Origin of the sequence: Ornithinimicrobium sufpigmenti, from assembly GCF_004322775.1 — a bacterium.
Taxonomy (GTDB): Bacteria; Actinomycetota; Actinomycetes; order Actinomycetales; family Dermatophilaceae; genus Ornithinicoccus; species Ornithinicoccus sufpigmenti.
Genome location: NZ_CP036403.1, coordinates 2,145,151 through 2,169,948 on the forward strand (window position 1 = coordinate 2,145,151; position 24,798 = coordinate 2,169,948).

27 protein-coding genes are annotated in these 24,798 nt (G+C 72.8%); 21 read left to right on the plus strand and 6 right to left on the minus strand.

The annotated features are described in order from the left end of the window. Positions 1-90 precede the first annotated feature (90 nt). Positions 91-1,461 carry a M18 family aminopeptidase gene (locus ESZ52_RS09730; protein ID WP_131104767.1) on the minus strand — a complete coding sequence of 457 codons (1,371 nt, stop codon included), beginning with the start codon at positions 1,459-1,461 and terminating at the stop codon, positions 91-93. Continuing rightward, the gene (locus ESZ52_RS09735; RefSeq protein ID WP_238154572.1) at positions 1,461-3,200 is read right to left on the minus strand and encodes a DUF349 domain-containing protein; all 1,740 of its coding nucleotides are present in this window, start codon (positions 3,198-3,200) and stop codon (positions 1,461-1,463) included. Before ESZ52_RS09735 ends, ESZ52_RS09730 begins: the two co-directional genes overlap by 1 nt. Before the next feature lie 131 nt (positions 3,201-3,331). Between ESZ52_RS09735 and ESZ52_RS09740 the strand changes: the two genes are divergently transcribed. The 3 genes from ESZ52_RS09740 (at position 3,332) to hisS (ending at position 6,674) form a co-directional block, all read left to right on the plus strand. Beyond that, on the plus strand, positions 3,332-4,030 hold the full coding sequence (locus tag ESZ52_RS09740; RefSeq protein WP_131104768.1) for an MBL fold metallo-hydrolase: 699 nt from the start codon (positions 3,332-3,334) through the stop codon (positions 4,028-4,030). A gap of 107 nt (positions 4,031-4,137) precedes the next feature. Further along, positions 4,138-5,160: a 1-aminocyclopropane-1-carboxylate deaminase gene (locus ESZ52_RS09745; RefSeq protein WP_131104769.1), complete on the plus strand. Its 1,023-nt coding sequence runs from the start codon at positions 4,138-4,140 to the stop codon at positions 5,158-5,160. An 83-nt stretch (positions 5,161-5,243) separates the two neighbouring features. Continuing rightward, positions 5,244-6,674 carry a histidine--tRNA ligase gene (gene hisS, locus ESZ52_RS09750; protein WP_131104770.1) on the plus strand — a complete coding sequence of 477 codons (1,431 nt, stop codon included), beginning with the start codon at positions 5,244-5,246 and terminating at the stop codon, positions 6,672-6,674. A gap of 13 nt (positions 6,675-6,687) precedes the next feature. Here hisS and ESZ52_RS09755 read toward each other — a convergent pair whose 3' ends face one another. Continuing rightward, positions 6,688-7,419 (minus strand): peptidylprolyl isomerase, encoded by a 732-nt coding sequence (locus tag ESZ52_RS09755; RefSeq protein WP_238154571.1) that lies wholly within the window; start codon positions 7,417-7,419, stop codon positions 6,688-6,690. 126 nt (positions 7,420-7,545) lie between these two features. Between ESZ52_RS09755 and ESZ52_RS09760 the strand changes: the two genes are divergently transcribed. From ESZ52_RS09760 to ESZ52_RS09810, 11 genes are all read left to right on the plus strand, one after another. Continuing rightward, entirely contained in the window at positions 7,546-7,884 is a 339-nt protein-coding gene (locus tag ESZ52_RS09760; RefSeq protein ID WP_131104771.1) for a YerC/YecD family TrpR-related protein, read from the plus strand. A gap of 104 nt (positions 7,885-7,988) precedes the next feature. Then, complete coding sequence (gene hisG / locus ESZ52_RS09765) at positions 7,989-8,894, plus strand: ATP phosphoribosyltransferase (protein WP_131104772.1); 906 nt, start codon at positions 7,989-7,991, stop codon at positions 8,892-8,894. Then, positions 8,891-10,231: a histidinol dehydrogenase gene (gene hisD / locus ESZ52_RS09770; protein WP_131104773.1), complete on the plus strand. Its 1,341-nt coding sequence runs from the start codon at positions 8,891-8,893 to the stop codon at positions 10,229-10,231. The genes hisG and hisD overlap by 4 nt, the downstream gene beginning before the upstream one ends. Then, positions 10,228-11,403 carry a histidinol-phosphate transaminase gene (hisC, locus tag ESZ52_RS09775; RefSeq protein WP_131104774.1) on the plus strand — a complete coding sequence of 392 codons (1,176 nt, stop codon included), beginning with the start codon at positions 10,228-10,230 and terminating at the stop codon, positions 11,401-11,403. Before hisD ends, hisC begins: the two co-directional genes overlap by 4 nt. Next, positions 11,400-12,500 carry a bifunctional histidinol-phosphatase/imidazoleglycerol-phosphate dehydratase HisB gene (hisB, locus tag ESZ52_RS09780; protein ID WP_131104775.1) on the plus strand — a complete coding sequence of 367 codons (1,101 nt, stop codon included), beginning with the start codon at positions 11,400-11,402 and terminating at the stop codon, positions 12,498-12,500. The genes hisC and hisB overlap by 4 nt, the downstream gene beginning before the upstream one ends. Continuing rightward, positions 12,497-13,108 (plus strand): imidazole glycerol phosphate synthase subunit HisH, encoded by a 612-nt coding sequence (hisH, locus tag ESZ52_RS09785; RefSeq protein WP_131104776.1) that lies wholly within the window; start codon positions 12,497-12,499, stop codon positions 13,106-13,108. Before hisB ends, hisH begins: the two co-directional genes overlap by 4 nt. Before the next feature lie 32 nt (positions 13,109-13,140). Beyond that, positions 13,141-13,896: a 1-(5-phosphoribosyl)-5-[(5-phosphoribosylamino)methylideneamino]imidazole-4-carboxamide isomerase gene (gene hisA, locus ESZ52_RS09790; RefSeq protein WP_238154570.1), complete on the plus strand. Its 756-nt coding sequence runs from the start codon at positions 13,141-13,143 to the stop codon at positions 13,894-13,896. Beyond that, a complete protein-coding gene (gene hisF / locus ESZ52_RS09795; protein WP_131104778.1) occupies positions 13,893-14,684 on the plus strand; it encodes an imidazole glycerol phosphate synthase subunit HisF in 792 nt (263 codons plus the stop codon). The genes hisA and hisF overlap by 4 nt, the downstream gene beginning before the upstream one ends. Further along, on the plus strand, positions 14,681-15,325 hold the full coding sequence (hisIE, locus tag ESZ52_RS09800) for a bifunctional phosphoribosyl-AMP cyclohydrolase/phosphoribosyl-ATP diphosphatase HisIE (protein ID WP_131104779.1): 645 nt from the start codon (positions 14,681-14,683) through the stop codon (positions 15,323-15,325). Before hisF ends, hisIE begins: the two co-directional genes overlap by 4 nt. 72 nt (positions 15,326-15,397) lie before the next feature. Next, on the plus strand, positions 15,398-15,655 hold the full coding sequence (locus ESZ52_RS09805) for a hypothetical protein (protein ID WP_131104780.1): 258 nt from the start codon (positions 15,398-15,400) through the stop codon (positions 15,653-15,655). Beyond that, a complete protein-coding gene (locus tag ESZ52_RS09810) occupies positions 15,652-16,692 on the plus strand; it encodes a Clp protease N-terminal domain-containing protein (RefSeq protein WP_131104781.1) in 1,041 nt (346 codons plus the stop codon). Before ESZ52_RS09805 ends, ESZ52_RS09810 begins: the two co-directional genes overlap by 4 nt. Positions 16,693-16,794: 102 nt before the next feature. On the opposite strand, the gene ESZ52_RS09815 is transcribed toward ESZ52_RS09810, so the two are convergent. The 3 genes from ESZ52_RS09815 to ESZ52_RS09820 form a co-directional block, all read right to left on the minus strand. Further along, a complete protein-coding gene (locus ESZ52_RS09815) occupies positions 16,795-17,622 on the minus strand; it encodes an MBL fold metallo-hydrolase (RefSeq protein ID WP_131104782.1) in 828 nt (275 codons plus the stop codon). Positions 17,623-17,630: 8 nt separating this feature from the next. After that, positions 17,631-17,783 (minus strand): hypothetical protein, encoded by a 153-nt coding sequence (locus ESZ52_RS19280; RefSeq protein WP_181010005.1) that lies wholly within the window; start codon positions 17,781-17,783, stop codon positions 17,631-17,633. 72 nt (positions 17,784-17,855) lie between these two features. After that, positions 17,856-18,500, minus strand: coding sequence for a hypothetical protein (locus ESZ52_RS09820; RefSeq protein ID WP_131104783.1), 645 nt, complete (start codon positions 18,498-18,500; stop codon positions 17,856-17,858). Positions 18,501-18,600: 100 nt separating this feature from the next. Here ESZ52_RS09820 and xerD point away from each other — a divergent pair, with 100 nt between their 5' ends. The 7 genes from xerD to ESZ52_RS09855 all read left to right on the plus strand — a co-directional run bounded on the left by xerD (position 18,601) and on the right by ESZ52_RS09855 (position 24,796). Beyond that, positions 18,601-19,548, plus strand: coding sequence for a site-specific tyrosine recombinase XerD (gene xerD / locus ESZ52_RS09825; RefSeq protein ID WP_131104784.1), 948 nt, complete (start codon positions 18,601-18,603; stop codon positions 19,546-19,548). Positions 19,549-19,678: 130 nt separating this feature from the next. Beyond that, positions 19,679-20,575, plus strand: coding sequence for a ParA family protein (locus tag ESZ52_RS09830; RefSeq protein WP_131104785.1), 897 nt, complete (start codon positions 19,679-19,681; stop codon positions 20,573-20,575). Between the two features lie 8 nt (positions 20,576-20,583). After that, complete coding sequence (locus ESZ52_RS09835; protein ID WP_131104786.1) at positions 20,584-21,435, plus strand: segregation and condensation protein A; 852 nt, start codon at positions 20,584-20,586, stop codon at positions 21,433-21,435. Positions 21,436-21,460: 25 nt separating this feature from the next. After that, the gene (gene scpB / locus ESZ52_RS09840; protein WP_425600007.1) at positions 21,461-22,117 is read left to right on the plus strand and encodes an SMC-Scp complex subunit ScpB; all 657 of its coding nucleotides are present in this window, start codon (positions 21,461-21,463) and stop codon (positions 22,115-22,117) included. Between the two features lie 248 nt (positions 22,118-22,365). Beyond that, a complete protein-coding gene (locus ESZ52_RS09845; protein ID WP_337590163.1) occupies positions 22,366-23,100 on the plus strand; it encodes a pseudouridine synthase in 735 nt (244 codons plus the stop codon). Positions 23,101-23,138: 38 nt separating this feature from the next. Further along, a complete protein-coding gene (cmk, locus tag ESZ52_RS09850; protein ID WP_131104788.1) occupies positions 23,139-23,939 on the plus strand; it encodes a (d)CMP kinase in 801 nt (266 codons plus the stop codon). After that, positions 23,936-24,796 carry a sulfurtransferase gene (locus ESZ52_RS09855; protein ID WP_131104789.1) on the plus strand — a complete coding sequence of 287 codons (861 nt, stop codon included), beginning with the start codon at positions 23,936-23,938 and terminating at the stop codon, positions 24,794-24,796. The genes cmk and ESZ52_RS09855 overlap by 4 nt, the downstream gene beginning before the upstream one ends. Positions 24,797-24,798: the final 2 nt, after the last annotated feature.

The following is a 24,798-nucleotide window of genomic DNA, read 5'->3' on the forward strand; positions in this document are numbered from 1 at the left end:
GCCCCCGACCGGGGACACGTCCTGCGCGGCGCCGCGTCGCCGGATGGGCACAGCGTGTCGCCGGATGGGGCAGAACGTGTCGCCGGTCCGTCAGGGGGTGGCGGGGGCGAGGAAGGCGGCGAGGGCGGCGGCATACCCGGCCTGGTCGAGCGTGCCGCAGATCTCGCGGGTGGAGTGCATGGAGAGCACCGGCGCGCCGAAGTCGACCGTGGTGGCGCCGGTGAGGGCCGAGGTCATCGGGCCGACCGTCGAGCCGCAGGGCAGGTCGGTGCGGGTGACGAAGGTCTGCATCGGCACGCCCGCCTGCTCGCAGGCCAGCTGGAAGGCCGCGGCGCCGAGGCTGTCGGTGGCGTAGCGCAGGTTGGTGTTGACCTTGAGCACCGGGCCGCCGTTCATCCGGATCTGGTGCTGCGGCTCGTGCCGCTCGGCGTAGTTGGGGTGCGTCGCATGGGCCATGTCGCCGGAGGCGATGACCGTGCCGGCCAGGGCCCGCCAGTAGTCCTCGCGGCTGCCCCCGGCGGCCAGCACGATCCGCTCGAGCCAGGCCGGGAGGAAGGTCGACTGAGCGCCGCGCTCGGAGGTGCTGCCGACCTCCTCGTGGTCGAACAGCGCGATCATCGGGATCCACGGCTGCTCGGCGGGCTGGTCCACCGCGTGCAGGAGGGCGAGGACCGCGGCGTAGGACGTCGCGAGGTTGTCCAGCCGCGCGGAAGCAAGCAGCTCACCGTCGCGCCCGATCCTGCGTGCGGGCGTGAGGTCGTGCGTCATCGCGTCGTAGGCGAGCAGGTCCTCCGGCGCTACCTGCACCTGGTCGGCGAGCCAGTCGCGGAAGGTGCGGTCCACACCGGCGCCCAGCCCCCAGTGCGGGGCGAGGTGCTGCTGGTCGTTGAGCTGCAGCCCCTCGGTCCGGACGGTGCGGTCCAGGTGGATCGCCAGCTGGCTGACCCGCAGGATCGGGTCGTCGCAGCGCCACAGCCGCTGCCCGACGCCGCCCGGCGCCGAGGCGTCCCGGACGGCGACGCGACCGGACAGGCCGAGGTCGCGGTCCAGCCACGAGTTGGTCAGCGCCCCGCCGTAGATCTCCACGCCCAGCATCTGCCAGCCGGCGCGCGCCCAGTCAGGGTGCGGCTTGATCCGCAGGTTGGGGGAGTCGGTGTGGGCACCGACGACCCGGTATGGCGTGTGCGCCGCCGCACCCTCCGGCAGGTGGTCGGTCGACCAGGCGATGAGCGAGCCGCCCCGCCGCACGACATAGCTGCCCGGCGTAGTCGGGGTCGGGTCGGTCTCGACGACCTCGGCGAAGCCCTGACCCGTGAGGAGACGGGCCGCGGAGTCCACGGCGTGGAAGGGGGAGGGCGAGGCGTCGAGGTAGCGGCACAGGCCGTCCGCGACCTCCGTCACGTGGCTGGCGAGCTCCTCGATGCGCCGCACCTCCGGGGGGTCGCCCGGGCTGTCGGTCATCAGGACAGGCCACCCCGCGCCGAGTCCAGCCACAGCTTCTTGGTGGCGATCTCGGACTCCAGGCTGGAGGCCCGCTTGTCGTCACCGGCCGCGCGAGCGGCGGCGAGGTCGGACTCCAGGCCCTGCACCTGACGCTCCAGCTGGTCCACCATCGACTGCGCGCGGGCGGTGAGCTCGGGGTCGGTGCGCTGCCATTTCTTGTCCTCCAGATCGCGGACCTGCTGCTCGACGGCCCTCAGGCGACCCTCGACCCGGCGCACGTCGGCACGGGGGACCTTGCCCGCGGCCTCCCAGCGGTCCTGGATGCGACGCAGCTCGTTCTTGGCGTGCTCGAGGTTGGCCTCGTCGACGGTCAGCGCCTCGGCCTCCGCGAGCAGAGCCTCCTTGACCTTGAGGTTCTCGGTGAACTCGGCCTCCTCGGCGGCCACCACCTCGTCCTTGGCGTTGAAGAAGGCGTCCTGGGCGGACTTGAAGCGCTGCCACAGGGCGTCGTCCTCGGTACGGGAGGCGCGCCCGGCGCGCTTCCAGTCCTGCATGAGCCGCTTGAAGGCGCCGGCCGTTGCACCCCAGTCCTTGCTGGTCGCCAGCTGCTCCGCCTCGGCGACGAGCCGCTCCTTGAGCCGCTTGGCCTCGGCGTGCTGGTCGTCGAGCTGGGCGAACCAGGTCTTGCGGGCCTTGTCGAAGGAGGAGCGAGCGGCGCTGAAGCGCTGCCAGAGCCCGGACTCGACATCCTTGTCCAGGCGGGGTCCGGAGCGCTGGTGGGCCTTCCACTCGTCCAGCAGCTCGCGGACCCGGGCGCTGCTCTGCTTCCACTGGATGCGCGACGGGTCGGTGGCGGCCAGCTGCTCGGCCTGGGCGACGATCGCCTCGCGCTCCTGCGTCGCCTGGGCCTTGGCGGCCGCGCGGGCCTGCTGCTCGGCCCTCGCCTTGTCGGAGATCGCACCCTCCAGGTGCGTGACCGTCGCCTCGAGGGCGGCCAGGTCGCCGACGACGTTGGCCTCGCCGATCTGCTCCTTGAGGTGGTTCAGCGACTGCCGGGCGTCGTGCGAGCTGACGTCGGTGCTGGCCAGGCGAGCCTTGAGGAGGTCCGCCGCTGCCACGAGCTCGTCGTACTTGCGGGCAAAGTAGGCCAGCGCCTCATCGGCGGTGGCCCCCGGGTAGGACCCGACCGCACGCTCGGTGCCGTCGGCGAATTGGACGTAGACGGTGCCGTCCTCGCCCACGCGTCCGTGCCGGACCGACTCGCTGGGCGGCAGCGGCTCAGCCACCGCTGCGCTGGTGTCCGGGCTGGCCGGAGCGGTCGGGACGGACGATGCCGGCCGCGGAGCCGCGGGCTTCCGCGCCGCGAACATGGCCGGCGTGGGAACACCCGGAAGGGGGGCTGCCGGCTGGGCGGGGCTCTCCTCGGCGGGGTCCGCTGCGGCCGGGGTCTCCTCGGCAGGTGCCTCACTGGATGCCTCGTCGGCGGGTTCTTCCTCGGCAGCTGCCTGGGCGGCCTCTTCGACCGGAGTCTCCGCCGCGGCTTCCTCCACAGCCGGGGGTTCTTCAGCGGGTGACTCGGTGGTCTCCTCCGCAGGCGCGGCCTCTTCCGCGGGTGCCTCGGCGAGCTCCGGCGTGTCGGGCTCCGGGGTGGCCTGCGGGGCCTCGGTCGCGGCGGCCTGCTCCGTCACCTGGTCGCGGCTGGCCTCGGACTCGGGCAACTGGTCGGTCTCGGCGGAGCGCTCGGACGGCTGCGGCATCTGGTCGGTCACTGTGGGTGGCTCTTCTCTGGAAGGGACCGCGAGGTCGACCATCGGGGCCGACTCGACGTGGCGTGGTGCACCGACCCTACCTAACGGCTCTCACCGCCTGCGGGACTAGCCTGCACTGCATGTTCGTGCGCAGCATCGTGGCCGACGCCTTCGGGACCAACTGCTACATCGTGGCCCCCGCCGCAGGCGAGGAGTGCCTGATCGTCGACCCCGGCGTGGGCGTGGTGGACCGGGTGCAGGAGGTGCTGCGCGAGCACCGGCTGCGCCCCGCCGCGGTCCTCCTCACCCACGGCCATCTCGACCATGTCTACTCCGTCACGCCCGTGTGCGCGGGGACCACCGGCGCCTACATCCACACCGACGACTGCTACCGGCTGCGCGACCCGCTCGCCACCATGAACCCGCAGCTGCTGCTGGCGCTCGAGCAGCAGTTCGGCCGCGCCGCGACGTGGACGGAGCCCGAGGACGTCGTCGAGGTCACCGACCGGCAGGTGCTGGAGCTGGCCGGGCTGCAGCTCGAGGTGGCGCACGCGCCGGGCCACACCGAGGGCTCGGTCCTGTTCTCGCTGGCCGGCGTGCCGGACGGCATCCCCTCCGACGAGCTGGAGCGGACCATGCTCTCCGGCGACGTCCTGTTCGCCGGCTCGATCGGGCGCACCGACCTGCCCGGCGGCGACCATGCCGCGATGCAACGCTCCCTGCGCGACGTCGTGCTGCCCCAGCCGGACCCCACCCTGGTCCTGCCCGGGCACGGACCGGCCACGACGATGGCGCGGGAGCGCACCACGAACCCCTACCTGCTGGGTCTGGCGGGGTAGGCACGACAGGCGCCCGCGGCACCGCCTCACCCGCACGTGCACGACCTGGCGCAGGACCAGGCGCGCGAGACCCCATACCCCTCCACCCACACGACGACGAGGTCGATATGACGATCAGCGAGTTCCCCCGCTACCCGCTCACCTTCGGGCCGAGCCCGGTGCACCACCTCAAGCGGCTGTCCGCGCACCTGGGCGGGGCTCAGGTGTGGGCCAAACGTGAGGACGTCAACAGCGGGCTGGCCTTCGGCGGTAACAAGACCCGCAAGCTGGAGTACATCGTTCCGGACGTGCTGGCCTCCGGAGCGGACACGCTGGTCTCCATCGGGGGCTACCAGTCCAACCACACCCGCCAGGTCGCGGCGGTCGCTGCCCACCTCGGGCTGAGGTGCCGACTCGTCCAGGAGCGGTGGGTGCCGTGGGAGGACCCCGTCAACGACAAGGTCGGCAACATCCTGCTGTCCCGGATGATGGGCGCCGACTCGCGGCTGGACGACTCCGGCTTCGACATCGGCATCCGTGACTCCTGGAAGCAGGCCCTGCACGAGGTCGAGGAGGCCGGTGGGGTGCCCTACCCGATCCCTGCGGGCGCCTCCGAGCACCACCTCGGTGGTCTGGGCTTCGCCAACTGGGCCTTTGAGCTCGCCGAGCAGGAGAAGGAGCTGGGCGTCTTCTTCGACACGATCGTGGTGTGCACCGTCACCGGCTCGACCCACGCCGGGATGATCGCCGGCTTCGCCGCCCTGGAGGAGCTCACCGGGGTGCGCCGTCGGGTCCTGGGCATCGACGCCTCCGCGACCCTGGAGAAGACCCGGGACCAGGTGGCCCGGATCGCGCGCCACACCGCACAGCTCATCGAGGTCGGCCGCGAGCTGCGCGAGGACGAGATCCAGGTGCTGGAGGGGTGGGCGGGCGAGCTCTACGGGCTCCCGGTCGAGTCCACCATGGAGGCCATGGCGCTCGGCGCCCAGCTGGAGGGGATGATCACCGACCCGGTCTACGAGGGCAAGTCCCTCGCGGGCCTGATCGACCTGGTCAAGGACGGCGAGATCCCTGCAGGCTCCACCGTCCTCTACGCGCACCTGGGCGGCCAACCCGCGGTCAACGCCTACCACTCGCTGTGGTCGTCCTGACCGCACGCACGGGGCGAGCCGGACCGCCCGGTGCGGCTCAGCACCTGACGGGGGCAGCTGTCACGCCTCGATAGACTCGCCCGGTGATCACCCCCCGCACGCCGTCCGGAGTCCTCGAGCTGCTGCCGCAGGAGCAGGTCGCCTTCCAGCGCATGCTGGACGCGATCCGCACCGGCTACGAGCGGTTCGGCTTCCTGCCGATCGAGACGCCGGTCTTCGAGCGCTCCGACGTGCTGCTGACCAAGACCGGCGGCGAGACCGAGCGCCAGGTCTACTTCGTGCAGTCCACGGGGGCGCTGGAGAAGGCCAACGAGGCGACGCGCCAGAGCCGGGAAAGCGGCGAGGGCGCGGCGGGGGAGACGGCATACCCCGAGCTTGCCCTGCGCTTCGACCTCACCGTGCCGCTGGCGCGCTACGTCGCCGAGCACGAGCACCAGCTGACCTTCCCGTTCCGCCGCTACCAGATGCAGCGCGTCTACCGGGGTGAGCGGCCGCAGCGCGGGCGGTTCCGGGAGTTCTACCAGTGCGACGTGGACATCATCGGCAAGGACCAGCTCTCGGTCCGGCACGACGCCGAGTGCCCCGCGATCATCCACGGCATCTTCGCCGACCTGGCGATCGGGCCGTTCACCATCCAGATCAACAACCGCAAGCTGCTGCGGGGGTTCTACGAGGACCTCGGGATCACCGACGGTGAGCAGCAGGCAGCCGTGCTGCGCGAGGTGGACAAGCTCGACAAGCGCGGCGAGGACTACCTGCGGACCACGCTGACCGGTGAGGGCTTCGACCTGTCCCCGGAGGTCGTGGAGCAGATCCTCACCTTCGTGCAGGTGCGCTCGACGGGGCACGAGGACGCCCTGTCGCGGCTCGCCGAGGTGGAGGGCGGCTCCCGCGGCAGTGCGTCGCTGGCGGAGGGCGTCGCCGAGCTGCGCGAGGTGCTCACCCTGGTCCGGGCCATGGGTGTGCCCGAGGCCGACTACCGCCTCAACTTCTCCATCGCCCGCGGCCTCGACTACTACACCGGCACCGTCTACGAGACCGTCCTGGACGACCACCCCGAGATCGGGTCGATCTGCTCCGGCGGCCGCTACGACAACCTCGCCGGCCAGTACACCAAGTCCCGTCTGCCCGGCGTGGGCATCTCGATCGGCCTGTCCCGCCTCTTCTGGCAGCTGCGCGAGGCCGGCCTGCTCGAGGCGTCGACGGGCGAGTCGACCGTGCAGGTGCTGGTGCCGCAGCTGTCCGAAGGGCTGCTCGACGCCCAGCTGGCCCTGGCCGCCCAGCTGCGCGCCGGCGGCATCCGCACCGAGACGGTGCTGGACGGCGGCAAGCTCGGCAAGCAGCTGAGGTATGCCGACCGCGCCGGCATCCGGTTCGTCGCCCTCCTCGGTGAGCAGGAGGTGGCCGACGGGACCGTGACGATCAAGGACCTGCGCCGCCAGGACCAGTTCACCGTGTCGCGGACCGAGGTGGTCTCCGCCCTGCGGGTCGAGCTGGCGCAGCCGCTGGTCTGAGCCGCGCGGGGCGTCAGCCCTCGACGTCGACCGACAGGATGCTGATCGGCTGGGCGGGCGCACCGTCGGGAGCGCCGCCCTGGCCGCCCTGCGCGGCGATCGCCTCGACGATCTCCAGCCCGTCGGTGACCTGCCCGAAGACGCTGTAGCCGCCGCCCTGGGTGGGCAGCATGGTGTCGTCGTAGACGATGAAGAACTGTCCGCCGTTGCTGTTCGGGTCCTGGGTCCGGGCCATCGCCAGGGAGCCGGGCGGGTAGGTGCCGTCGTCGGGGGCGTTCTCGATGCCGTAGCCGTAACCGGGGTTGCCCCGCCCGCTGCCGGTCGGGTCGCCGCACTGCAGCACGAAGATGCCCTGGGTGGTCAGCCGGTGGCACGGGCTGTCGTCCCAGTAGCCCTGCTCGGCCAGGAACGCGAAGGAGGCCACCGTCTGCGGGGCCTCGGCCGCCGCGAGCTCCAGCACGATGTCGCCGCAGGTGGTCTCCAGCGTCGCGGTCACGGTCGCCGGGTCCCCGGGGTGCGGCTCCGGCAGGTCCTCGGGCGTGAAGGCCAGCGGCTCGGCGGGCGGTGCCGGCGGTTCCTCGCAGTCCAGCGCCGCGGCGGGGGCCGTCGCCCCAGCGTCCTCCGTCGCCTCCGTCTCCTGGCTGTCCTCCGTCTCGGTGTCCGAGCCGAACATGGGCGAACCGTCGCCACAGCCGGAGAGCACGAGCGCGACGAGGGCAGAGGCGGGCAGCAGGTGACGGCGCATGGACGGGAAGTCTAGGTCGGTCGCCGGCGAGCTCGGCACGTGGTCCGGACCACCAGGCAGGATGTGTTAGCGTATTAACGCGCTGGCACAGAGCCGGCGCATCGTCACGAGAAGGGCCAGGACCGGATGAAGCAGCGGGAGCGGGACGTCGAGCGGGCACCGCGGGTGCGCGCCGAGCTCGCCGCCACCCTCGCCGGGCTGACCGACCCCGCCGCCGTGGACGCCTTCCTCGACGACCTGTGCTCGCCCGCCGAGATCGAGGCGCTGGCCGACCGGTGGTCGGTCGTCCCCCTGCTCGCGCAGGGTATGCCGTACCGCCGCATCTACGAGGTCACCGGCGTCAGCGTCACGACCGTGGGCCGCATCGCCAAGTGCCTGGACGGCGGCTCCGGGGGCTACCGGGCCGCGCTGGAGCACCATCCCGGCCGCGAGCATGCCCATCCGGCGGGGGCCGCCCCCGCCTGAGCCGGCGCCCGACGGAGTGCGCCGCCGCCCAGGCACCCAGAGCGCCGCGCGCCTGCCGCCCCCCGCTTGACCACTCCCCATACCCCTTCACCCGGAAGGTCGTCATGACCCCTCCTGCCCAGCCGCGCGAGCGCCTGCGCATCGCGCTGCAGAAGTCCGGCCGCCTCGGCGACCCAGCCCGCGAGCTGCTCGCCTCCGGCGGCCTGACCTGGCGCGAGAGCCGCGACCGGCTCTTCCTCTACGGCGAGAGCCTGCCCGTGGACCTGCTGCTGGTCCGCGACGACGACATCCCCGGCCTGATCGCCGACGGCGTCTGCGACCTGGGGGTCGTCGGCCGCAACGTGCTGGTCGAGCACGGCCTGGCGCTGGACGCCCAGGGCCGCCGGCCGCTCGTCGAGTGGCGCCAGCTCGGCTGGGGGCGGTGCAGCCTGGACGTCGCCATCGGCGAGGACGAGGAGTGGACCGGGCCCCAGCAGCTGCAGGGCCTGCGGATCGCCACCTCCTACCCGCAGATCCTCGGGCGCTGGCTCGGGGAGCAGGGCGTCGAGGCGCAGACCGTGGTGCTCAACGGCTCCGTCGAGATCGCGCCGCGGCTGGGGCAGGCCGACGTGGTCTGCGACCTGGTCTCCACGGGCGGCACGCTGCGGGCCAACCAGCTGCGTCCCGTGACCACCATCCTGGAGAGCGAAGCGGTCATCGCGGGGCCCGACCAGCGCCTGGAGGACGGCCGTCAGGAGATCGCCGACCTGCTGCTCAACCGCCTCGACGGTGCCATGCAGCTCAAGGAGTCGCGCCTGCTGATGCTGCGCGCCTCCCGGCCCGTGCTGGACCAGGTGCTGCCGCTGCTGCCCGGCGGTCACGAGCCCACGCTGACCGGTGTCGAGGGCCGCGACGAGGTCGCGATCCAGATGCTGGTCCACGGCCCGGTCTCCTGGGCCAAGCTCGAGGACCTCAAGCGGGCCGGGGCGCACAACCTCATGGTCCTGCCGGTGGAAGGGATGCTGGCATGAACGTGCTGACCTGGTCCCAGCTGTCCACGCAGGACCAGCAGGACGCGCTGCGCCGGGCGACCGCCGCGGCGGGGCCGGAGGTCACCGCCGGCGTCGCCGACATCCTGGCGCAGGTCCGCACCCGCGGGGACGAGGCCCTGCGCGAGCTGACCGCGCGCCTGGACGGAGCCGAGGTGGAGGCGCTCGAGGTCCCTGCAACCGACCGGCAGGCCGCCGTGGCGGCGCTGGACCCGCAGCTGCGGTCCGCGATCACCGAGGCGGCCGGGCGCATCCGGGCCTTCCACGAGGCCGGTATGCAGCAGGACTACGCCGTCGAGACGGCCCCGGGCGTGGTGTGCGAGCGCGTGGTGAGGCCGATCCGCCGGGTCGGTCTGTACGTGCCCGCCGGCTCCGCCCCGCTGCCCTCGACCGCGCTCATGCTCGGCATCCCGGCGCAGCTGGCCGGGTGTCCCGAGGTGGTGCTCTGCACCCCGCCCCGGCCCGACGGCACCGCCGATCCCGCCGTGCTCGCCGCGGCCGCCGAGTGCGGGATCGAGCGGGTCTTCGTCGTCGGCGGCGCCCAGGCGGTGGCCGCGATGGCCTACGGGACCGGCTCCGTCCCGCGCTGCGACAAGATCTTCGGCCCCGGCAACGCCTGGGTCACCGAGGCCAAGCGGCAGGTCTCGACGGCCGAGGGCGGCCCCGGGATCGACCTGCCCGCTGGGCCTTCCGAGGTCGTCGTCGTGGCCGACGCCGGCGCCGACGCCGAGTTCGTCGCCGCAGACCTGCTCTCCCAGGCCGAGCACGGCCCGGACAGCCAGGTGCTGCTCCTCACCGACAGCCGCGAGCTGGCCGAGGCGGTCGGCGAGGAGGTCGAGGAGCAGGTGGCGAGCCTGCCCCGGGCCGACATCGCCCGCAAGGCGCTGGCCGCGTCGCGGATCATCCTGACCCCCGACCTCTCGACGGCCATGGACGTCGTCAACGACTACGCCCCCGAGCACCTGATCCTGGCCCTGCGCGAGCCCCGCGACTGGCTGGGGCAGGTGGAGCGGGCCGGGTCGGTCTTCCTCGGCGACACCACCCCCGAGACCCTGGGCGACTACTCCTCCGGCACCAACCACGTGCTGCCGACCGCCGGCGCCGCCCGGTTCACCGGCGGTGTCAACGTCGGCTCCTTCCAGATCGCGATGACCGTCCAGCAGGCCACCCCGGCCGGGCTGCAGCAGGTCGGGCCGTCCGCCGTGACCCTGTCCGAGGCCGAGTCCCTGCACGCCCACCAGCGGGCGGTCACCCGGCGGCTCGCCCGGATCGGCAGCGACGCCAGCAGCTCCACCACCACCTCGGACGGTGTGCGGTGAGCGCCGCCCGCCCGGCTCCTCCCGGCTTCCCCCAGCACCTGATCCGGGAGGACCTGCGCGACTTCGCGGGCTACTCCTCTGCGCGCACCAGCGGTCCCACCGGGCTCGTCGACGCGTCACCGCGGGTGTGGCTCAACGCCAACGAGTCCGGCGACCCCAGCGCCGTCGACGCGGAGGGCCGCTGCCGCCGCTACCCCGAGCCGCAGCCGCCGGACCTGGTGGAGGCGTTCGCCGACCTCTGGGCCACCTCGCCGGACCGTGTCGTCGTCGGCCGCGGCAGCGACGAGGCGATCGAGCTGCTGGTCCGCGCCCTCTGCCGGCCGGGCGAGGCCCGCGACGGCATCATCGTCACCTCCCCGACCTTCGGCATGTATGCCGTCTCGGCCCGCCTGCACGGCGTGCCGGTGGTCGACGTCCCCCAGCTCGACGAGGACATCCGCTGGCGGGTGGACACCGCCGCCGTGGCCGAGGCGGTGGGCCGCGGCGGCGCGCGGCTCGTCTTCCTCGCCTCGCCCGGCAACCCGACCGGGACGGTGGTGCCGCTGCGGGAGGTCGCCGACCTGGCCGCGGCCGTGGCCGAGCAGGCGGTGGTGGTCGTCGACGAGGCCTACGGCGAGTACACCGCGCAGCGCTCTGCAGTCACCCTGCTGGAGGAGCACCCGAACCTCGTCGTGCTGCGCACCCTGTCCAAGGCGCACGCCCTGGCCGGGGCCCGGGTCGGGATCGCGCTGGCCCACCCCGACCTGGCGGCCGTCCTGCGCCGCGTCCAGGCGCCCTACCCGGTGCCGATCCCCGTCGCCGAGCTCGCGCTGGCCGCGCTCTCGCCGGAGGCGCTGGCGCAGACGCGCAGCCGTGTGGGCCAGACGCTGGTGCGGCGCGACCAGGTCGGGCGCTGGCTGCGCGACCTGCCCGGCGTGCGGGCGGTCTACGCCGGCGAGGCCAACTTCCTGCTGGTGCGCGCCGAGGACCCGGACCGGCTGCTGTCCGCCCTGGACGGGGCCGGTGTCGTCGTGCGCGACCTGCGGCAGCAGCCGTTGCTCCAGGACGCCGTCCGCATCACCATCGGGACCGGCACCGAGATGGAGCAGGTGCGCCAGGCTCTCGCGGGCCTCAGACCCGACCCCACCAGCACCAACCCCCCTCGCCCCACGACCCAGGAGCCCACCCGATGAGCACCCGCCCGATCTGCTTCGTCGACCGCGACGGCACGATCATCCACGAGCCGCAGGACTTCCAGGTGGACCGCCTGGACAAGGTGGCCTTCGTCGACGGGGTCATCCCCGCGCTGCTGCGCATCCAGGACGCCGGGTTCGACCTGGTCATGGTCACCAACCAGGACGGCCTGGGCACCGACTCCTTCCCGCAGGCCGACTTCGACGCCGCCCACGACCTGGTCATGCAGGTGCTGACCAGCCAGGGGGTCCGGTTCCGCGAGGTCATCGTCGACCCGCACCACGAGGGCCCGGACGCGCCGTGGACCCGCAAGCCCGGCATCGGCCGGGTCGTGCACCTGCTCAAGGACCGGGACGTCGACTGGTCCCGCTCGTTCATGGTGGGGGACCGGCTCAGCGACAAGGAGTTCGGGGACAACCTGGGCATCACCACCTATCTCCTGCCGGCCGGCCCCGGCCTGCACCCCGGCCTGCCGACGACCTCCTGGGCGCAGATCGCCCACACCGTGGTCGACCGGCCCCGGGTGGCGCACGTGGAGCGGAACACCGCCGAGACCCGGATCAGCGTCGACGTCGACCTCGACGCTCCCGGCGGCGCGGACGCCCAGACCGGCATCGGGTTCTACGACCACATGCTCGACCAGCTGGCCCGGCACGGCGGCTTCGTTCTCACCGTGCGCTGCGAGGGTGACCTGCACATCGACGACCACCACACGATCGAGGACGTCGCCCTCGCGGTGGGGGAGGCGATCCGCACCGCGCTGGGCGACAAGCGGGGCATCGGCCGCTACGGCTTCACCGCCCCGATGGACGAGGCCCAGGCCAGCGCCGCCATCGACCTGTCCGGCCGCCCCTACTTCCGCTACGAGGGCACCTTCGACCGCCCGACCGTCGGCGACTTCAGCACCGAGATGGTCGAGCACTTCTGGCGCTCGTTCTCCGACGCCCTGCGCGCCACGCTGCACCTGAAGGTGGAGGGCACCAACGCCCACCACCAGATCGAGGTCGGCTTCAAGGCCGTGGCGCGGGCGCTGCGCATGGCGCTGTCCCGCCAGGGTCCGGCCAACGAGCTGCCCTCCACCAAGGGCGTGCTGTGAGCAGCCCGCGGGTCGCCCTCGTCGATGGCGGCGGCACCAACATCGGCTCGGTGAGCTACGCCCTGGAGCGCCTCGGCGCCACGGCCCGGCTCACCTCCGACCGCGGCGACATCCTGGCCGCCGACCGGGTCCTGCTGCCCGGTGTCGGGGCCGCCGGCGCCGGGATGCGCCGGCTGCGCGAGCTCGGCCTGGACGAGGTGCTGCACGAGGTCGAGGCGCCCCTGCTCGGGGTCTGCCTCGGGATGCAGCTGCTGCTGGACCGCACGGAGGAGGACGGAGGCGTCGAGGGCCTCGGGCTCATCCCGGGCGAGGTGCGCGCCATACCCGCCGCGCCCGGCCTGCGGGTGCCGCACATGGGCTGGAACGCGCTGACCGACCTGGCCGACGACCCGATCCTGGCCGGGGTCGAGGAGGGCGAGCGTGCCTACTTCGTGCACTGCTACGCCGCCGAACCCGGGCCGCACACGATCGCCTCGGCGACGCACGGGGCCCCGTTGACGGCGGTGGTGCGCAGCGGCTTACGGTGGGGCGCACAGTTCCACCCAGAGCGGTCGGCTTCTGTCGGAGCCCGACTTCTGCGAAACTTCGTGGTGGAGGTCGCCCGATGACGCGCGTCCCTGATACGACCGGAGAGAACACCGTGGACACCATTCGCCCGTTCACCGTCTACCCCGCGATCGACGTCCGCGGGGGCGCGGTCGTCCGCCTGCACAAGGGGGACTACGACCAGGAGACCCGCTACACCGACAACCCGGTGGCGGTCGCCGAGAACTACGCCCGGTCCGGGGCGACCTGGCTGCACCTGGTCGACCTCGACGCCGCACGGGCCGGGGGCTACACCCTGCTGGAGACCCTGCGCACGATCACCGAGACCACCGGCCTGCAGGTGCAGACCGGCGGCGGGGTGCGCAGTGTCGAGGACGTGGAGCAGCTCCTGGACGCCGGGGCCACCCGCGTGGTCGTGGGCTCGCTCGCGGTCCGCGAGCCGGAGACGGTCGTCGGCTGGATCGACCGCTTCGGTCCCGAGCGCATCACCGTCGCCCTGGACACCCGGATCGGTGAGGACGGCACCTGGGTGCTGCCGGTCGCCGGCTGGACCTCGGTCGACGGCCAGGACCTGATCACCACCCTGCACCGCTACGACGGCTCGGGGCTGCGCCACGTCCTGTGCACCGACATCGGCCGGGACGGCACCCTGTCCGGTCCCAACTTCCACCTCTACACGATGCTCACCCGGTCGGCCCCGGACCTGCAGGTGCAGGCCTCGGGCGGGGCCCGCACGGTCGACGACGTGCGCGCCGCCCGCCGCACCGGCTGCGCGGGGATCATCCTGGGCAAGGCGCTGCTGGAGGGCCGCTTCACGGTGGGAGACGCGGTGCAGGAGGAGGCGGTATGACGCTCGCGCGCCGCATCATCCCCTGCCTGGACGTGCGCGAGGGCCGGGTCGTCAAGGGCACCCGCTTCCGCGACCACCGCGACATGGGCGACATCGTCGAGCTGGCCACCCGCTACGCCGCGGAAGGCGCGGACGAGCTGGTCTTCTACGACATCACGGCCAGCCCTCAGGGCCGCGGCGTGGATGTCGACTGGGTGACCCGGGTCGCGCGGGCCATCGACATCCCGTTCTGCGTCGCCGGGGGCATCCGCAGCGTCAGCCAGGCGCGGGCCGTGCTGCACGCCGGCGCGGACAAGATCTCGGTCAACACGCCCGCCACCCAGCGGCCGGAGCTGATCACCGAGCTGGCCGAGGCGTTCGGGGTGCAGTGCGTCGTCGTCGGGGTGGACTCCCTGCGCGACGAGGACGGTGCCTGGAGGATCCGCCAGCTCACCGGGGACCCGGACGCCACCCGAGCGCTGAGCGTGACCACCCTCGACTGGGTACGCCGGGTGCAGGAGCTCGGGGCCGGTGAGATCGTGCTCAACTGCATGGGCTCCGACGGGGTCCGGCAGGGGTATGACGTCGAACAACTTGCCGCTGTCCGGTCGGTCTGCGGGGTGCCCCTGGTGGCGAGCGGCGGCGCCGGTACGCCGGAGCACTTCGTGGACGTCTTCCGCGAGGCGGACGTGGACGGGGCGCTGGCCGCCACCGTCTTCCACTCCGGCGCGATCCTGATCCCGGAGCTGAAGCGCACGCTCGCGGACGCTGGCGTCGAGGTCAGGCTGACCCCGGGCGTGGCGGCATGAGCGGCGAGGGGGCGCGGTCGGTGGCCCTGCTGCCGCACGGTGTCGCGGTCGAGGACGTCGACTTCACCAAGGCCGGCGGTCTGGTCCCCGGGGTGGTCCAGCACGCCCTGACCAGGCAGGTGCTCATGGTCGGCTTCCTCGACGAGGAGGCCCTGCGCACGACACTGTCGACCGGCTTGGCGACCTTCCACTCCCGCAGCCGGGGCGAGACCTGGACCAAGGGGCAGACCAGCGGTCACACGCTGCAGGTCGAGGCGGTCGAGGTGGACTGCGACCGCGACACCCTGCTGCTGCACGCCGTACCGGCCGGGCCGACCTGCCACACGGGCGACCGAACCTGCTTCGGCCCCGAGGCCCGGCCTGGCTCGTTCGTGCACGAGCTGGCCGAGATCGTCCGCAGCCGGCAGGAGGAGCGACCCGAGGGTTCCTACACCACCACCCTGTTCGACTCCGGCGTCCGCCGCATCGCCCAGAAGGTGGGCGAGGAGGCGGTCGAGGTGGCCCTGGCCGCCGTGGACGAGGACGACCAGGCGCTGCTGGGCGAGTCGGTGGACCTCATCTACCACCTGCTCGTCCTGCTGCGCTCCCGCGGCCTGGGGATCGAAGAGGTGGAGACGGTCCTCCGGCGCCGCCACGGCTGAGCCGCGCGGCCGGACGGAGGTGTGGTGCAACCCAGGTTGACACATCGGTGGTTGTCAACATAGGTTGACGTCATGTCGGAGACCGTCGATCTGAGGGGCGTCAGCCAGGAGGCTGGCGACCTCAGCGACCCCGCGGCCGGACTGCGGGCGGTGGCGCGGCTGCGCCAGGTCACCGAGGCGATCGAGCTCCGACAGGTGGAGGCCGCCCTGGCGACGGGGATGTCCTGGGCCGACATCGCCGTGTGCCTGGGGGTGTCCCGGCAGGCGGTCCACAAGAAGTACCGGTCACGGGTGCGGCCCGAGCTGGTCCGGGGAAGGGGTCAGGGATGAGCAGGTTCGGGACGATCTTGACGCTCTCGCAGGCGGCGTGGCAGGAGTGTGCGCTGCTGGGGCACCGGGAGATCGACGTGGAGCACGTGCTGCTGGCGACGCTGGATGACCGTGTCATCGCCGAGATCATGGGCCGGCACGGTGTCACCCGAGAACGCACCCGGCAGCAGGTGGATGCCGTGGTCCGTGACCAGCTCGCCAGGCTGGGGGTGGACCTGGGGCAGACCGCCTTGGGGGAGCGTCGACCGGTCACGGAGCTGCACCACGCGGCCGTCGGCGAACTCGAGGCCTCCCGCCGTGCCCAGCAGCTGCTGTCGGAGGGCCGCTCGGTGCCCGGTGTCCTGCTGGCCGCGCTGGACCTGCCCGACGGCACGGCCGCGGGCCTGCTGGAACGGCAGGGCGCCGACGTCGCGGCGGTGCGCGCCGACGTCGCAGACCTGCTCGACAGGTCCCGACCGGAGCAGGGGACCGACGGCACCGTGGACATGGCCACGCTGCCGGACAGCCACCTCATCGACGGGCGACCCGGGACGCGCGGTCGGCGTTCCCGGTTCTACGCGGTGCCCTGGCAGCGGGTGTGGGAGCAGGTGTCCACCGCTGAGGGCGCCCGGGCCTGGCTCCTGTCCGACGGGTCGACCGAGGTGGTCGGCCCCGGTGAGCTGACCGGCGAGCTCAGAGGCGCCCGGTCGGGCACGGCGCGCGGCCGGTACCGACGTCGCCTCCTGGCAGCCGAGGCCCCGAACGCCTCGGCGCCCGGCCACGCGCTGTGGCAGGAGCAGTGGGTCAGGACCCGGAAACGCCCGTGGAGCCGTGAGCAGTCGGGGCCGGGGCAGTGGGTGCACCTCACCGTGACCCCTGCGGACGGCGGAACCCGCGTCGACCTCGTCCTGGGCACGGTGGTGTACGGCAGAGCCCACGCGGCGCTGCGCCCCGCCATCCGGGTCGGACAGGCCATCGCCAGCCGTAACGCCCTCTACCAGCTGGGGCTGGTCCTGGAGGAGGCCGGCCCGGTCCCGTCCGGACCGGACTCCGCCTGACCGCAACCCCTGGACGGCGGACCGGACGGCCTCGACGCGCGGGCGCCGTGCTGCGCAGTGCCGGCCTCGCCCCGGTGCATCGCGGTCCAGCCGACCGGCAGATCACGTGAGGTGGTCGTAGTCACCTCGCACCCACGCCGCATACCGCTCCGCCGACCGCAGCACCGCGGCCCGCGCGTCCGAGGGCACCTGTCGGCCGAAGTTGTCGTAGAGCCGGCCGAAGTCGAGCTCGGCGATCGTCCCGGCCACCCGGGTCACCACAGCGGCGGACAGGGGTATGGAGTTGGGGTAGGACCGCATGAAGGTCACCCAGCCCTGGTCGGGGACGGCCCCGCAGGTGTCGCCGGACAGCAGCACGCCCCGGCCTTCCGCCCCGGCTTCCCAGACGGCCACCGTGCTGCCGGGGAAGTGGCCGCCGGGCTGCAGGGCGCGGATGCCGGGCAGGACGTCGAAGGGTGCGGACCAGGTGACGATCTCCCCGGGCTCGCCCCAGCGGCGCACCCAGCTCCGGTCCGCCTCGGCGACGTACACCGGCGCGCCGAACGCCCTCGCCCACTCCAGCTGGCAGCCGTACATGTGTGGGTGGCTGGCCAGGACGGCCGCGACGCCGCCCAGCTCCCGGACCCGGCTCACGGCGTCGTCGTCGATGAACCCCGGCACGTCCCAGAGCAGGTTGCCGGCCTCGGTGCGGACCAGCAGTGCGGTCTGCCCGATGTCGACCTTCGGGTCGGCGTGCAGGGCCCAGCAGCCCGGCTCGCGCTCGGTGATCTCGATCCGGCAACCGTCAGACGCACGGTCGGCCAAGGTGCTCCAGCGTTGGCCCCCCGCCGGGACCCACTGACGCTCGTCGTCGCAGATCGCGCAGACCTGCTCGCCGGTGTCGTTCTCCACCCCGCAGGTCGCGCAGAGGGTCCAGCTGATCTTGGCCATCGGCCGGCCTAGCCCTTGCGAGCGGCGATGAATCCCCAGGCTGCGGTGGCGACGAAGAGCAGGATGCCGATCCAGAGCAGCCACAGCAGTCCCTCGATGAGCAGCCCCACGAGCGAGAACCCCAGCCACAGGACGAGCAGGACGATGATGAGCGTCTTCATCCCTCGATCCTGTCATCCGGGTCGGTGAGCTGCCTGCCGAGGGGATGGACCGGCTGAGGGGGAAGGGTGGGCTCAAGGGGTCGACGGGGGACGGGCGCGCTGGGCCTGACGGGGGGAGCGGGAGCGCAGCCCGTGCTCGGCCAGCTCCAGGTCCGCCAGCGCACGCCATACCTGCGGGTCGCCGCTGCGGTAGGCGGCCACGGGGTCAGGGTAGAGCTGCTGCAGCCGGCGAGGGTGCTGCCGGACCAGGGCCCGCAGCGCGAGCAGCTGCTGAGACTCGGGGTCGTCCACCTCCGCGCCCAGGGAGGCGGCGCGGCGGACCCAGATCCACCGGAGCAGTGCCCATACCGCCACGACGAGCAGGATGGGGGTGCCGGCGGAGAGCAGCGCGACCAGCCAGGCGACCGTGCGCACCGCGCCCTCCAGCGCGTCTCCGGCCCGCACCAGGTCCCCACCGGCCCCGGCCGCGCCGGTGAACGGCCCGTCCAGCTCCTCCCCGACCAGGGGGATGCGCACCACCTGGCCGGCGATGTCGGTCATCCGGTCGCTGACCGAGGTGCCGGCTGAGCGCAACGGGTCGGCGGGGGCGGCCAGGGTCATGACCAGGGCGTGCACCCAGCGGCCGATGGCCACCCAGACCAGGACCCAGGCCAGCACGCCGAGGTCGGCGGTGATCTGCAGGGTCCGGCGCAGCGGGGAGGTGGCGTACAGGCGCATGCCCGACAGTCTGGCCCACGACGACGGCCGGACCGGTCCGGCACGGCGCTGCAGCCCTGGCTGTCTCTGTGCCCTGTCCCGGCCTGGTTAGGGTTCCGGTATGCACCCCCGCAGCCCGATGGCCCGCGCGGTCGCGGGCTGGCTGGACCACCTGCGGGTGGAACGGGGGCGCAGCGAGCACACCCTGCGCGCCTACCGGCGTGACGCGGACCGGTACCTGACCTACCTGTCCGGGCTCGGGGTGACGCAGCCCGAGGACGTCCGCGAGGAGCACGTCACCGGCTTCCTGGCCCATCTGCGCGCCGGCGACGGCGAGCACCCACCGCTGGCCGCGACCTCGGCGGCACGGGCCGTCGTCGCCGTGCGGGGACTGCACCGCTTCCTGGCGATCGAGGGTGAGGCCGCGGCCGATCCCGCCCAGGAGGTCACCCCACCGACACCCCCCAGACGGCTGCCGTCCGTGCTCTCGGTCCACGACGTCGAGCGGCTCCTGCAGGCGGCGGCGCTGGGCGACACCGCGGCCGCGCTGCGGGACCGAGCCCTGCTCGAGCTGCTCTACGGCTCCGGCGCCCGGGTCAGCGAGGCCATCGCCCTCGACCTGGACGACCTGGAGCTGGGCCGCGAGCAGGACGGCACCGGGGGAGTGGTGCGCCTCTTCGGCAAGGGCAGCAAGGAGCGGATCGTGCCGCTCGGCCGATACGCGCGGCAGGCGCTGGACGCATGGGTGGTCCGCGGGCGTCCGGAGATGGCGCGAGCGGGGAGCGGCACCCCGGCGGTCTTCGTCAACGCCCGTGGTGGCCGGCTGTCCCGACAGTCGGCCTGGAACGCGATCAAGGCGGCCGCTGCGCGGGCCGACCTGCGGGCGGAGGTCTCGCCGCACACCCTGCGACACTCCTTCGCCACACATCTGCTCGACGGCGGGGCGGACGTCCGCGTGGTGCAGGAGCTGCTCGGACACGCCTCGGTGACGACGACCCAGATCTACACGCACGTCTCCACCCAGCACCTCTGGGAGGTCTACGCCCAGTCGCACCCCAGGGCCCGATGAGCACTGGCCAACCCTCAACCTTCAACCTCAGGTCGAGGTGCAGGGGCGTGGTGGAGACCGGCCGCACGGGATAGTGTTTCGAAGCGATCGGCGGGACGCCGACCACGACGAGCGAGGCTGGAGAGAACACGTGAGCGAGGCACCTGCCTACGACCGCCTGCCCGGCACCGAGTCCAGCGGGGTGGGCCAGGCCGGCCCCACCGGCCGGCCGCTGCCCGACTTCCCCGTGCCCCGGCCGCTGGCCACGCACGGACCGGCGCGCATCATCGCGATGTGCAACCAGAAGGGCGGCGTCGGCAAGACGACCACGACCATCAACCTGGGCGCGGCGCTGGCCGAGTACGGCCGCAAGGTGCTCATGGTCGACTTCGACCCCCAGGGCGCGCTGTCGGTGGGGATGGGCGTGCGCACCCACGACCTGGACGTCACCGTCTACAACCTGCTCATCGAGCGCGGGCACGACGTGCGCGACGTCATCCAGACCACCCGCACGCCCGGCATCGACGTCCTGCCCACCAACATCGACCTGTCGGCCGCGGAGGTCCAGCTGGTCGGTGAGGTCGCTCGCGAGCAGATCCTGGCCCGCGTGCTCAGGCCCGTCCTGGACGACTACGACGTCATCCTCATCGACTGCCAACCCTCTCTCGGCCTGCTCACCGTCAACGCCCTCACCGCGGCGCACGGCGTGATCATCCCGCTGGAGACCGAGTTCTTCGCGATGCGCGGCGTGGCGCTGCTCATCGAGACGATCGAGAAGATCACCGACCGGCTCAACCCCCGCCTGCACGTCGACGGCATCCTGGCCACCATGTACGACGGCCGCACCCTGCACTCCCGCGAGGTCGTGCGCAGCGTCGTCGACCACTTCCAGGACACCGTCTTCCACACCGTGATCAGCCGCACGGTGAAGTTCCCCGACGCCACCCTGGCGGCCGAGCCGATCACCTCCTACGCCAGCACCCACTCCGGCGCCGAGGCCTACCGGCAGCTCGCCCGCGAGCTGATCTCGCGCGGCGGCGCTCCCTGAGGATGGGTATGCCGTCCGCCCCGGCGGACGAGGCGACCCCGGGCGGTGTCCTCACCGGCCACCGCGGGTCCTTCCAAGTGCACCTCGACGTCTTCTCCGGGCCGTTCGAGCTGCTGCTCGGGCTCATCGCCAAGCACAAGCTCGACGTCACCGAGATCGCCCTGGCCAAGGTCACCGACGAGTTCATCGCCCACCTGCGCGCGGCCCAGCAGGCGGAGCAGGACTGGGACCTGTCCCAGGCCAGCGAGTTCGTCCTCATCGCCGCCACCCTGCTCGACCTCAAGGCCGCCCGGCTGCTGCCCAACGCCCGCGAGGACGACGAGGAGGACCTCGCGCTCATCGAGGCCCGGGACCTGCTCTTCGCCCGGCTGCTGCAGTACCGCGCCTTCAAGCAGGTCGCCGACGAGCTGCGGCTGCGGATGGAGGGGGCCGGGCGCATCTTTGCCCGCGACGTCGGCGTGGAGGAGCGGTTCGCCTCCCTGCTGCCGGAGATCGTGCTGGGCATCACCCCTGAGCAGCTGGCGATGATCGCCGGACGGGCGATGATCCCCAAGCCCCCGCCGACCGTCGGGGTCTCCCACCTGCACGCCCCCCAGGTCTCGGTCCGCGAGCAGGCCGCGATCGTCGTCGCCCGGCTGCGCAGCACCGGGTCGGCGACCTTCCGCGACCTGGTCGCTGACGCCGACTCCACCCTGGTCGTCGTGGCCCGCTTCCTGGCCCTGCTCGAGCTCTTCCGCGACACCGTCGTGGCTCTGGAGCAGACCGAGGCGCTGGGGGAGCTCACCGTGCGCTGGACCGGTCCGCAGTCCGAGGACGTCGTCGTCGAGGTCAGCGACGAGTTCGACGAGTTGGACGCGTGAGAGAATGGCGACGGCATGCCGGAGGATGGGGGACAGGAGGTGGCCGGTGAGCGACAGGACTGAATCGCAGAGCGACGTGGACGAGGTGGGCGACGTGGGCCAGCAGGTCGCGCTCGACGTCACCGACCTGCCCGGCGGGGCGCGCGCCGCCATCGAGGCGGTGCTCATGGTCATCGACGAGCCCGTGACCGAGGAGACCCTGGCCACCGCGCTGGAGCTGCCGCTCGAGGACGTGGGCGCGGCCCTGGACGAGCTGGCCCAGGAGTATGCCGAGCAGCAGCGCGGCTTCATGCTGCGCCGCCTCGGCGGGGGCTGGAGGGTCTACAGCCGACCGGAGTACGCCCCGGTCGTCGAGCGGTTCCTGCTCGGCGGACAGCAGGCCCGGCTGACCCAGGCCGCCCTGGAGACCCTGGCGGTCATCGCCTACCGGCAGCCGATCAGCCGGGCGCGGATCGGGGCCATCCGGGGGGTCAACGTGGACGGTGTCGTGCGCACCCTGCTGGCGCGTGGCATGGTCACCGAGGTCGGGCAGGACCCGACCGCCGGTGCCGTGCTCTACGGCACCACAGATCTGTTCCTCCAGCGCATGGGGCTGGACTCGTTGGACGACCTGCCGGCCCTCGCGCCCTATCTGCCCTCGGCAGAGGTGCTCGAGGAGCTGGCTGCGGAAGGACTGGCATGAGTGAGAGCAAGAGCTCCGGCGGACAGGGACGCGACGACGGTCGCGGGGCCCGTGGAGGCGGCAGCGGACAGAGTCGTGGAGGCAGCAGCGGACAGAGTCGTGGAGGCGGCAGCGGACAGGGCCGCGGCGGTCGCGGAGGCTCTGGTGGCTTCTCCGGGGGTGGCACGGCCGGCCCCCGGCGGGCGGGCACCTCTGCGGCCCGACCCAGCCGCAGCCGGCGCGCGAACCCTCCCCGTCAGGACCACGACGTGCACGACCCGGGCGGCGTGCGGCTGCAGAAGCTGCTGGCCGGGGCCGGGTTCGGCTCCCGCCGGGCCTGCGAGAAGCTCATCGAGGAGGGCCGGGTCGAGGTCGACGAGCAGATCGTGACCGAGCTCGGCGTGCGGGTCGACCCCGCCCGCCAGGTCGTCCGGGTCGACGGCGACCGGGTCGTCGTCGACACCGACAAGATCTACCTGGCCTTCAACAAGCCCGCCGGCGTCGTCTCCAGCATGCAGGACGAGGAGGGACGACCCGACCTGTCCGACTATGTCGGCCACCTCTCCCAGCGGCTCTTCCACGTGGGCCGTCTGGATGTGGACACCGAGGGCCTGCTGCTGCTGACCAACGACGGCGACCTGTCGCACCGGCTGCAGCACCCCGCCTACGGGGTGCCCAAGACCTACGTCGCCCGGGTCCACGGCGTCGTCGGACCCGGCGTCGGCAAGCAGCTGCGCGAGGGCGTGCAGCTCGAGGACGGCCTGGCCCGGGCCGACTCCTTTAAGGTCATCGACGACATCCCCGGTCACTCGATCGTGGAGGTGGTGCTGCACGAGGGCCGGAAGCACATCGTGCGACGCATGCTGGACGAGGTCGGCTACCCGGTGCAGGCGCTGTCCCGGGTGCAGATCGGGCCGGTGCTCCTGGGCGAGATGCGTCCCGGCCGCTACCGGTCGCTCTCGGCCGAGGAGGTCGCCCAGCTCTACCGGGCCGCGGGGATGTGACCGTCGGGGGCACGACGAGCAGCCGTTAGGCTGGCTGGGTGTCTGCGTCCCCCCTCACCGTCGCCATCGACGGGCCCAGCGGCTCCGGCAAGTCGTCGGTGTCCCGGGCCCTGGCCCGTGACCTCGGCCTGGCCTACCTCGACACCGGAGCGATGTACCGCGCTCTGGCCTGGTGGGCACTGGAGCAGGGCCTCGACCTGCAGGACCAGGCTCTGGTTGCGCAAGCTGCCCGGGACCTGCCGCTGCGCATCAGCACCGACCCCGACGAGCAGGCGATCAGCGTCGACGGCACCGACGTGGCCGAGGCGATCCGCCAGACGCGGATCAGCACGCAGGTCTCCGCGGTCGCCACGAACCTGGACGTGCGGGCCGAGCTGCGCCGGCGCCAGCGCCAGATCATCGACGAGGAACGCGCACGGTGCGGCGGCATCGTCGTCGAGGGACGCGACATCACCACCGTCGTTGCGCCGGACGCCGAGCACCGCATCCTCATCACCGCCTCCGAGGAGGCCCGCCTGGCCCGACGGGCGCTGGAGGTGCACGGCTCCGCCGGCGCCGAGCAGCTTGCCGCCACCCGCGACCAGGTGGTCCGCCGCGACGCCGACGACTCCACCGTCAGCACCTTCCTCGAGGCGGCCGACGGCGTCGTCGCCCTCGACACCTCAGCCCTCACCCTCGAGCAGGTGATCGCCGCGGTCCACGCCCTGGTGCGGGGCGAGGCGCAGACGGTCCCTGCCGACCCGAGCACACCCCATACCCCGCACCCTTCGACGCAGCCGAAGCACGCACAGCCTGCAGAGCTGTCCCAGCAGTACGAGCAGTCCCAGGAGGACCGATGACCGAGCAGACCGACAAGATCGCCGCCTACGCCCATCCCGAGCGGCTGGTGACGACCGAGTGGCTCGCCCAGCACCTCGGCGACGCCGGCCTGGTGGTGCTGGAGTGCAACGAGGACGTGCTCCTCTACGAGACCGGCCACCTTCCCGGTGCCCTGAAGCTGGACTGGCACACCGACCTCAACGACCCGCTGACCCGTGACTACGTCGACGGTGAGCGGTTCGCCCAGGTGATGGGGCAGCGTGGGATCGGCCGGGACACCACCGTGGTCATCTACGGCGACAAGTCGAACTGGTGGGCCGCGTACGCCCTGTGGGTGATGACTCTCTTCGGGCACGAGGACGTCCGGCTGCTCGACGGCGGCCGGGCCAAGTGGGTCGCCGAGGGTCGCGAGCTGACCACCGAGGCGCCGCAGGTCACGCCGGTGGAGTACCCGGTCGTGGAGCGTGACGACTCCCAGGTGCGGGCCTTCAAGGACGACGTCCTGGCCCACCTGGGCCGGCCCATGGTCGACGTGCGCAGCCCGGGGGAGTTCTCCGGCGACCTGCTGCACATGCCGGACTACCCCCAGGAGGGCGCGATGCGCGGCGGTCACATCCCCGGCGCCAGGTCGGTCCCCTGGGCCAGGGCGGCCAATGAGGACGGCACCTTCAAGAGCCGTGCGGAGCTGGAGGCCATCTACCTGCAGGAGCAGGGTCTGTCCGCGGACGACGACGTGGTGGCCTACTGCCGCATCGGCGAGCGCTCCAGCCACACCTGGTTCGTGCTGACCCACCTGCTCGGTTTCGAGAAGGTGCGCAACTACGACGGCAGCTGGACCGAGTGGGGCAACGCCGTCGGCACCCCGGTGGAGCGCTGAGT

Bases quoted from the DNA above. Each gene is read 5' to 3' on its own strand.
- ESZ52_RS09755 (WP_238154571.1), bottom strand. From the start codon at position 7,419: ATGCGCCGTCACCTGCTGCCCGCCTCTGCCCTCGTCGCGCTCGTGCTC.
- hisG (WP_131104772.1), top strand. From the start codon at position 7,989: ATGACCCCTCCTGCCCAGCCGCGCGAGCGCCTGCGCATCGCGCTGCAG.
- xerD (WP_131104784.1), top strand. From the start codon at position 18,601: ATGCACCCCCGCAGCCCGATGGCCCGCGCGGTCGCGGGCTGGCTGGAC.
- ESZ52_RS09805 (WP_131104780.1), top strand. From the start codon at position 15,398: ATGTCGGAGACCGTCGATCTGAGGGGCGTCAGCCAGGAGGCTGGCGAC.
- hisB (WP_131104775.1), top strand. From the start codon at position 11,400: ATGAGCACCCGCCCGATCTGCTTCGTCGACCGCGACGGCACGATCATC.
- ESZ52_RS09835 (WP_131104786.1), top strand. From the start codon at position 20,584: ATGCCGTCCGCCCCGGCGGACGAGGCGACCCCGGGCGGTGTCCTCACC.
- ESZ52_RS09740 (WP_131104768.1), top strand. From the start codon at position 3,332: ATGTTCGTGCGCAGCATCGTGGCCGACGCCTTCGGGACCAACTGCTAC.
- ESZ52_RS09730 (WP_131104767.1), bottom strand. From the start codon at position 1,461: ATGACCGACAGCCCGGGCGACCCCCCGGAGGTGCGGCGCATCGAGGAG.
- hisIE (WP_131104779.1), top strand. From the start codon at position 14,681: ATGAGCGGCGAGGGGGCGCGGTCGGTGGCCCTGCTGCCGCACGGTGTC.
- ESZ52_RS09855 (WP_131104789.1), top strand. From the start codon at position 23,936: ATGACCGAGCAGACCGACAAGATCGCCGCCTACGCCCATCCCGAGCGG.
- ESZ52_RS09760 (WP_131104771.1), top strand. From the start codon at position 7,546: ATGAAGCAGCGGGAGCGGGACGTCGAGCGGGCACCGCGGGTGCGCGCC.
- ESZ52_RS09820 (WP_131104783.1), bottom strand. From the start codon at position 18,500: ATGCGCCTGTACGCCACCTCCCCGCTGCGCCGGACCCTGCAGATCACC.
- hisD (WP_131104773.1), top strand. From the start codon at position 8,891: ATGAACGTGCTGACCTGGTCCCAGCTGTCCACGCAGGACCAGCAGGAC.
- ESZ52_RS19280 (WP_181010005.1), bottom strand. From the start codon at position 17,783: ATGAAGACGCTCATCATCGTCCTGCTCGTCCTGTGGCTGGGGTTCTCG.
- scpB (WP_425600007.1), top strand. From the start codon at position 21,461: ATGGGGGACAGGAGGTGGCCGGTGAGCGACAGGACTGAATCGCAGAGC.
- hisF (WP_131104778.1), top strand. From the start codon at position 13,893: ATGACGCTCGCGCGCCGCATCATCCCCTGCCTGGACGTGCGCGAGGGC.
- ESZ52_RS09815 (WP_131104782.1), bottom strand. From the start codon at position 17,622: ATGGCCAAGATCAGCTGGACCCTCTGCGCGACCTGCGGGGTGGAGAAC.
- ESZ52_RS09810 (WP_131104781.1), top strand. From the start codon at position 15,652: ATGAGCAGGTTCGGGACGATCTTGACGCTCTCGCAGGCGGCGTGGCAG.
- ESZ52_RS09735 (WP_238154572.1), bottom strand. From the start codon at position 3,200: ATGCCGCAGCCGTCCGAGCGCTCCGCCGAGACCGACCAGTTGCCCGAG.
- ESZ52_RS09745 (WP_131104769.1), top strand. From the start codon at position 4,138: ATGACGATCAGCGAGTTCCCCCGCTACCCGCTCACCTTCGGGCCGAGC.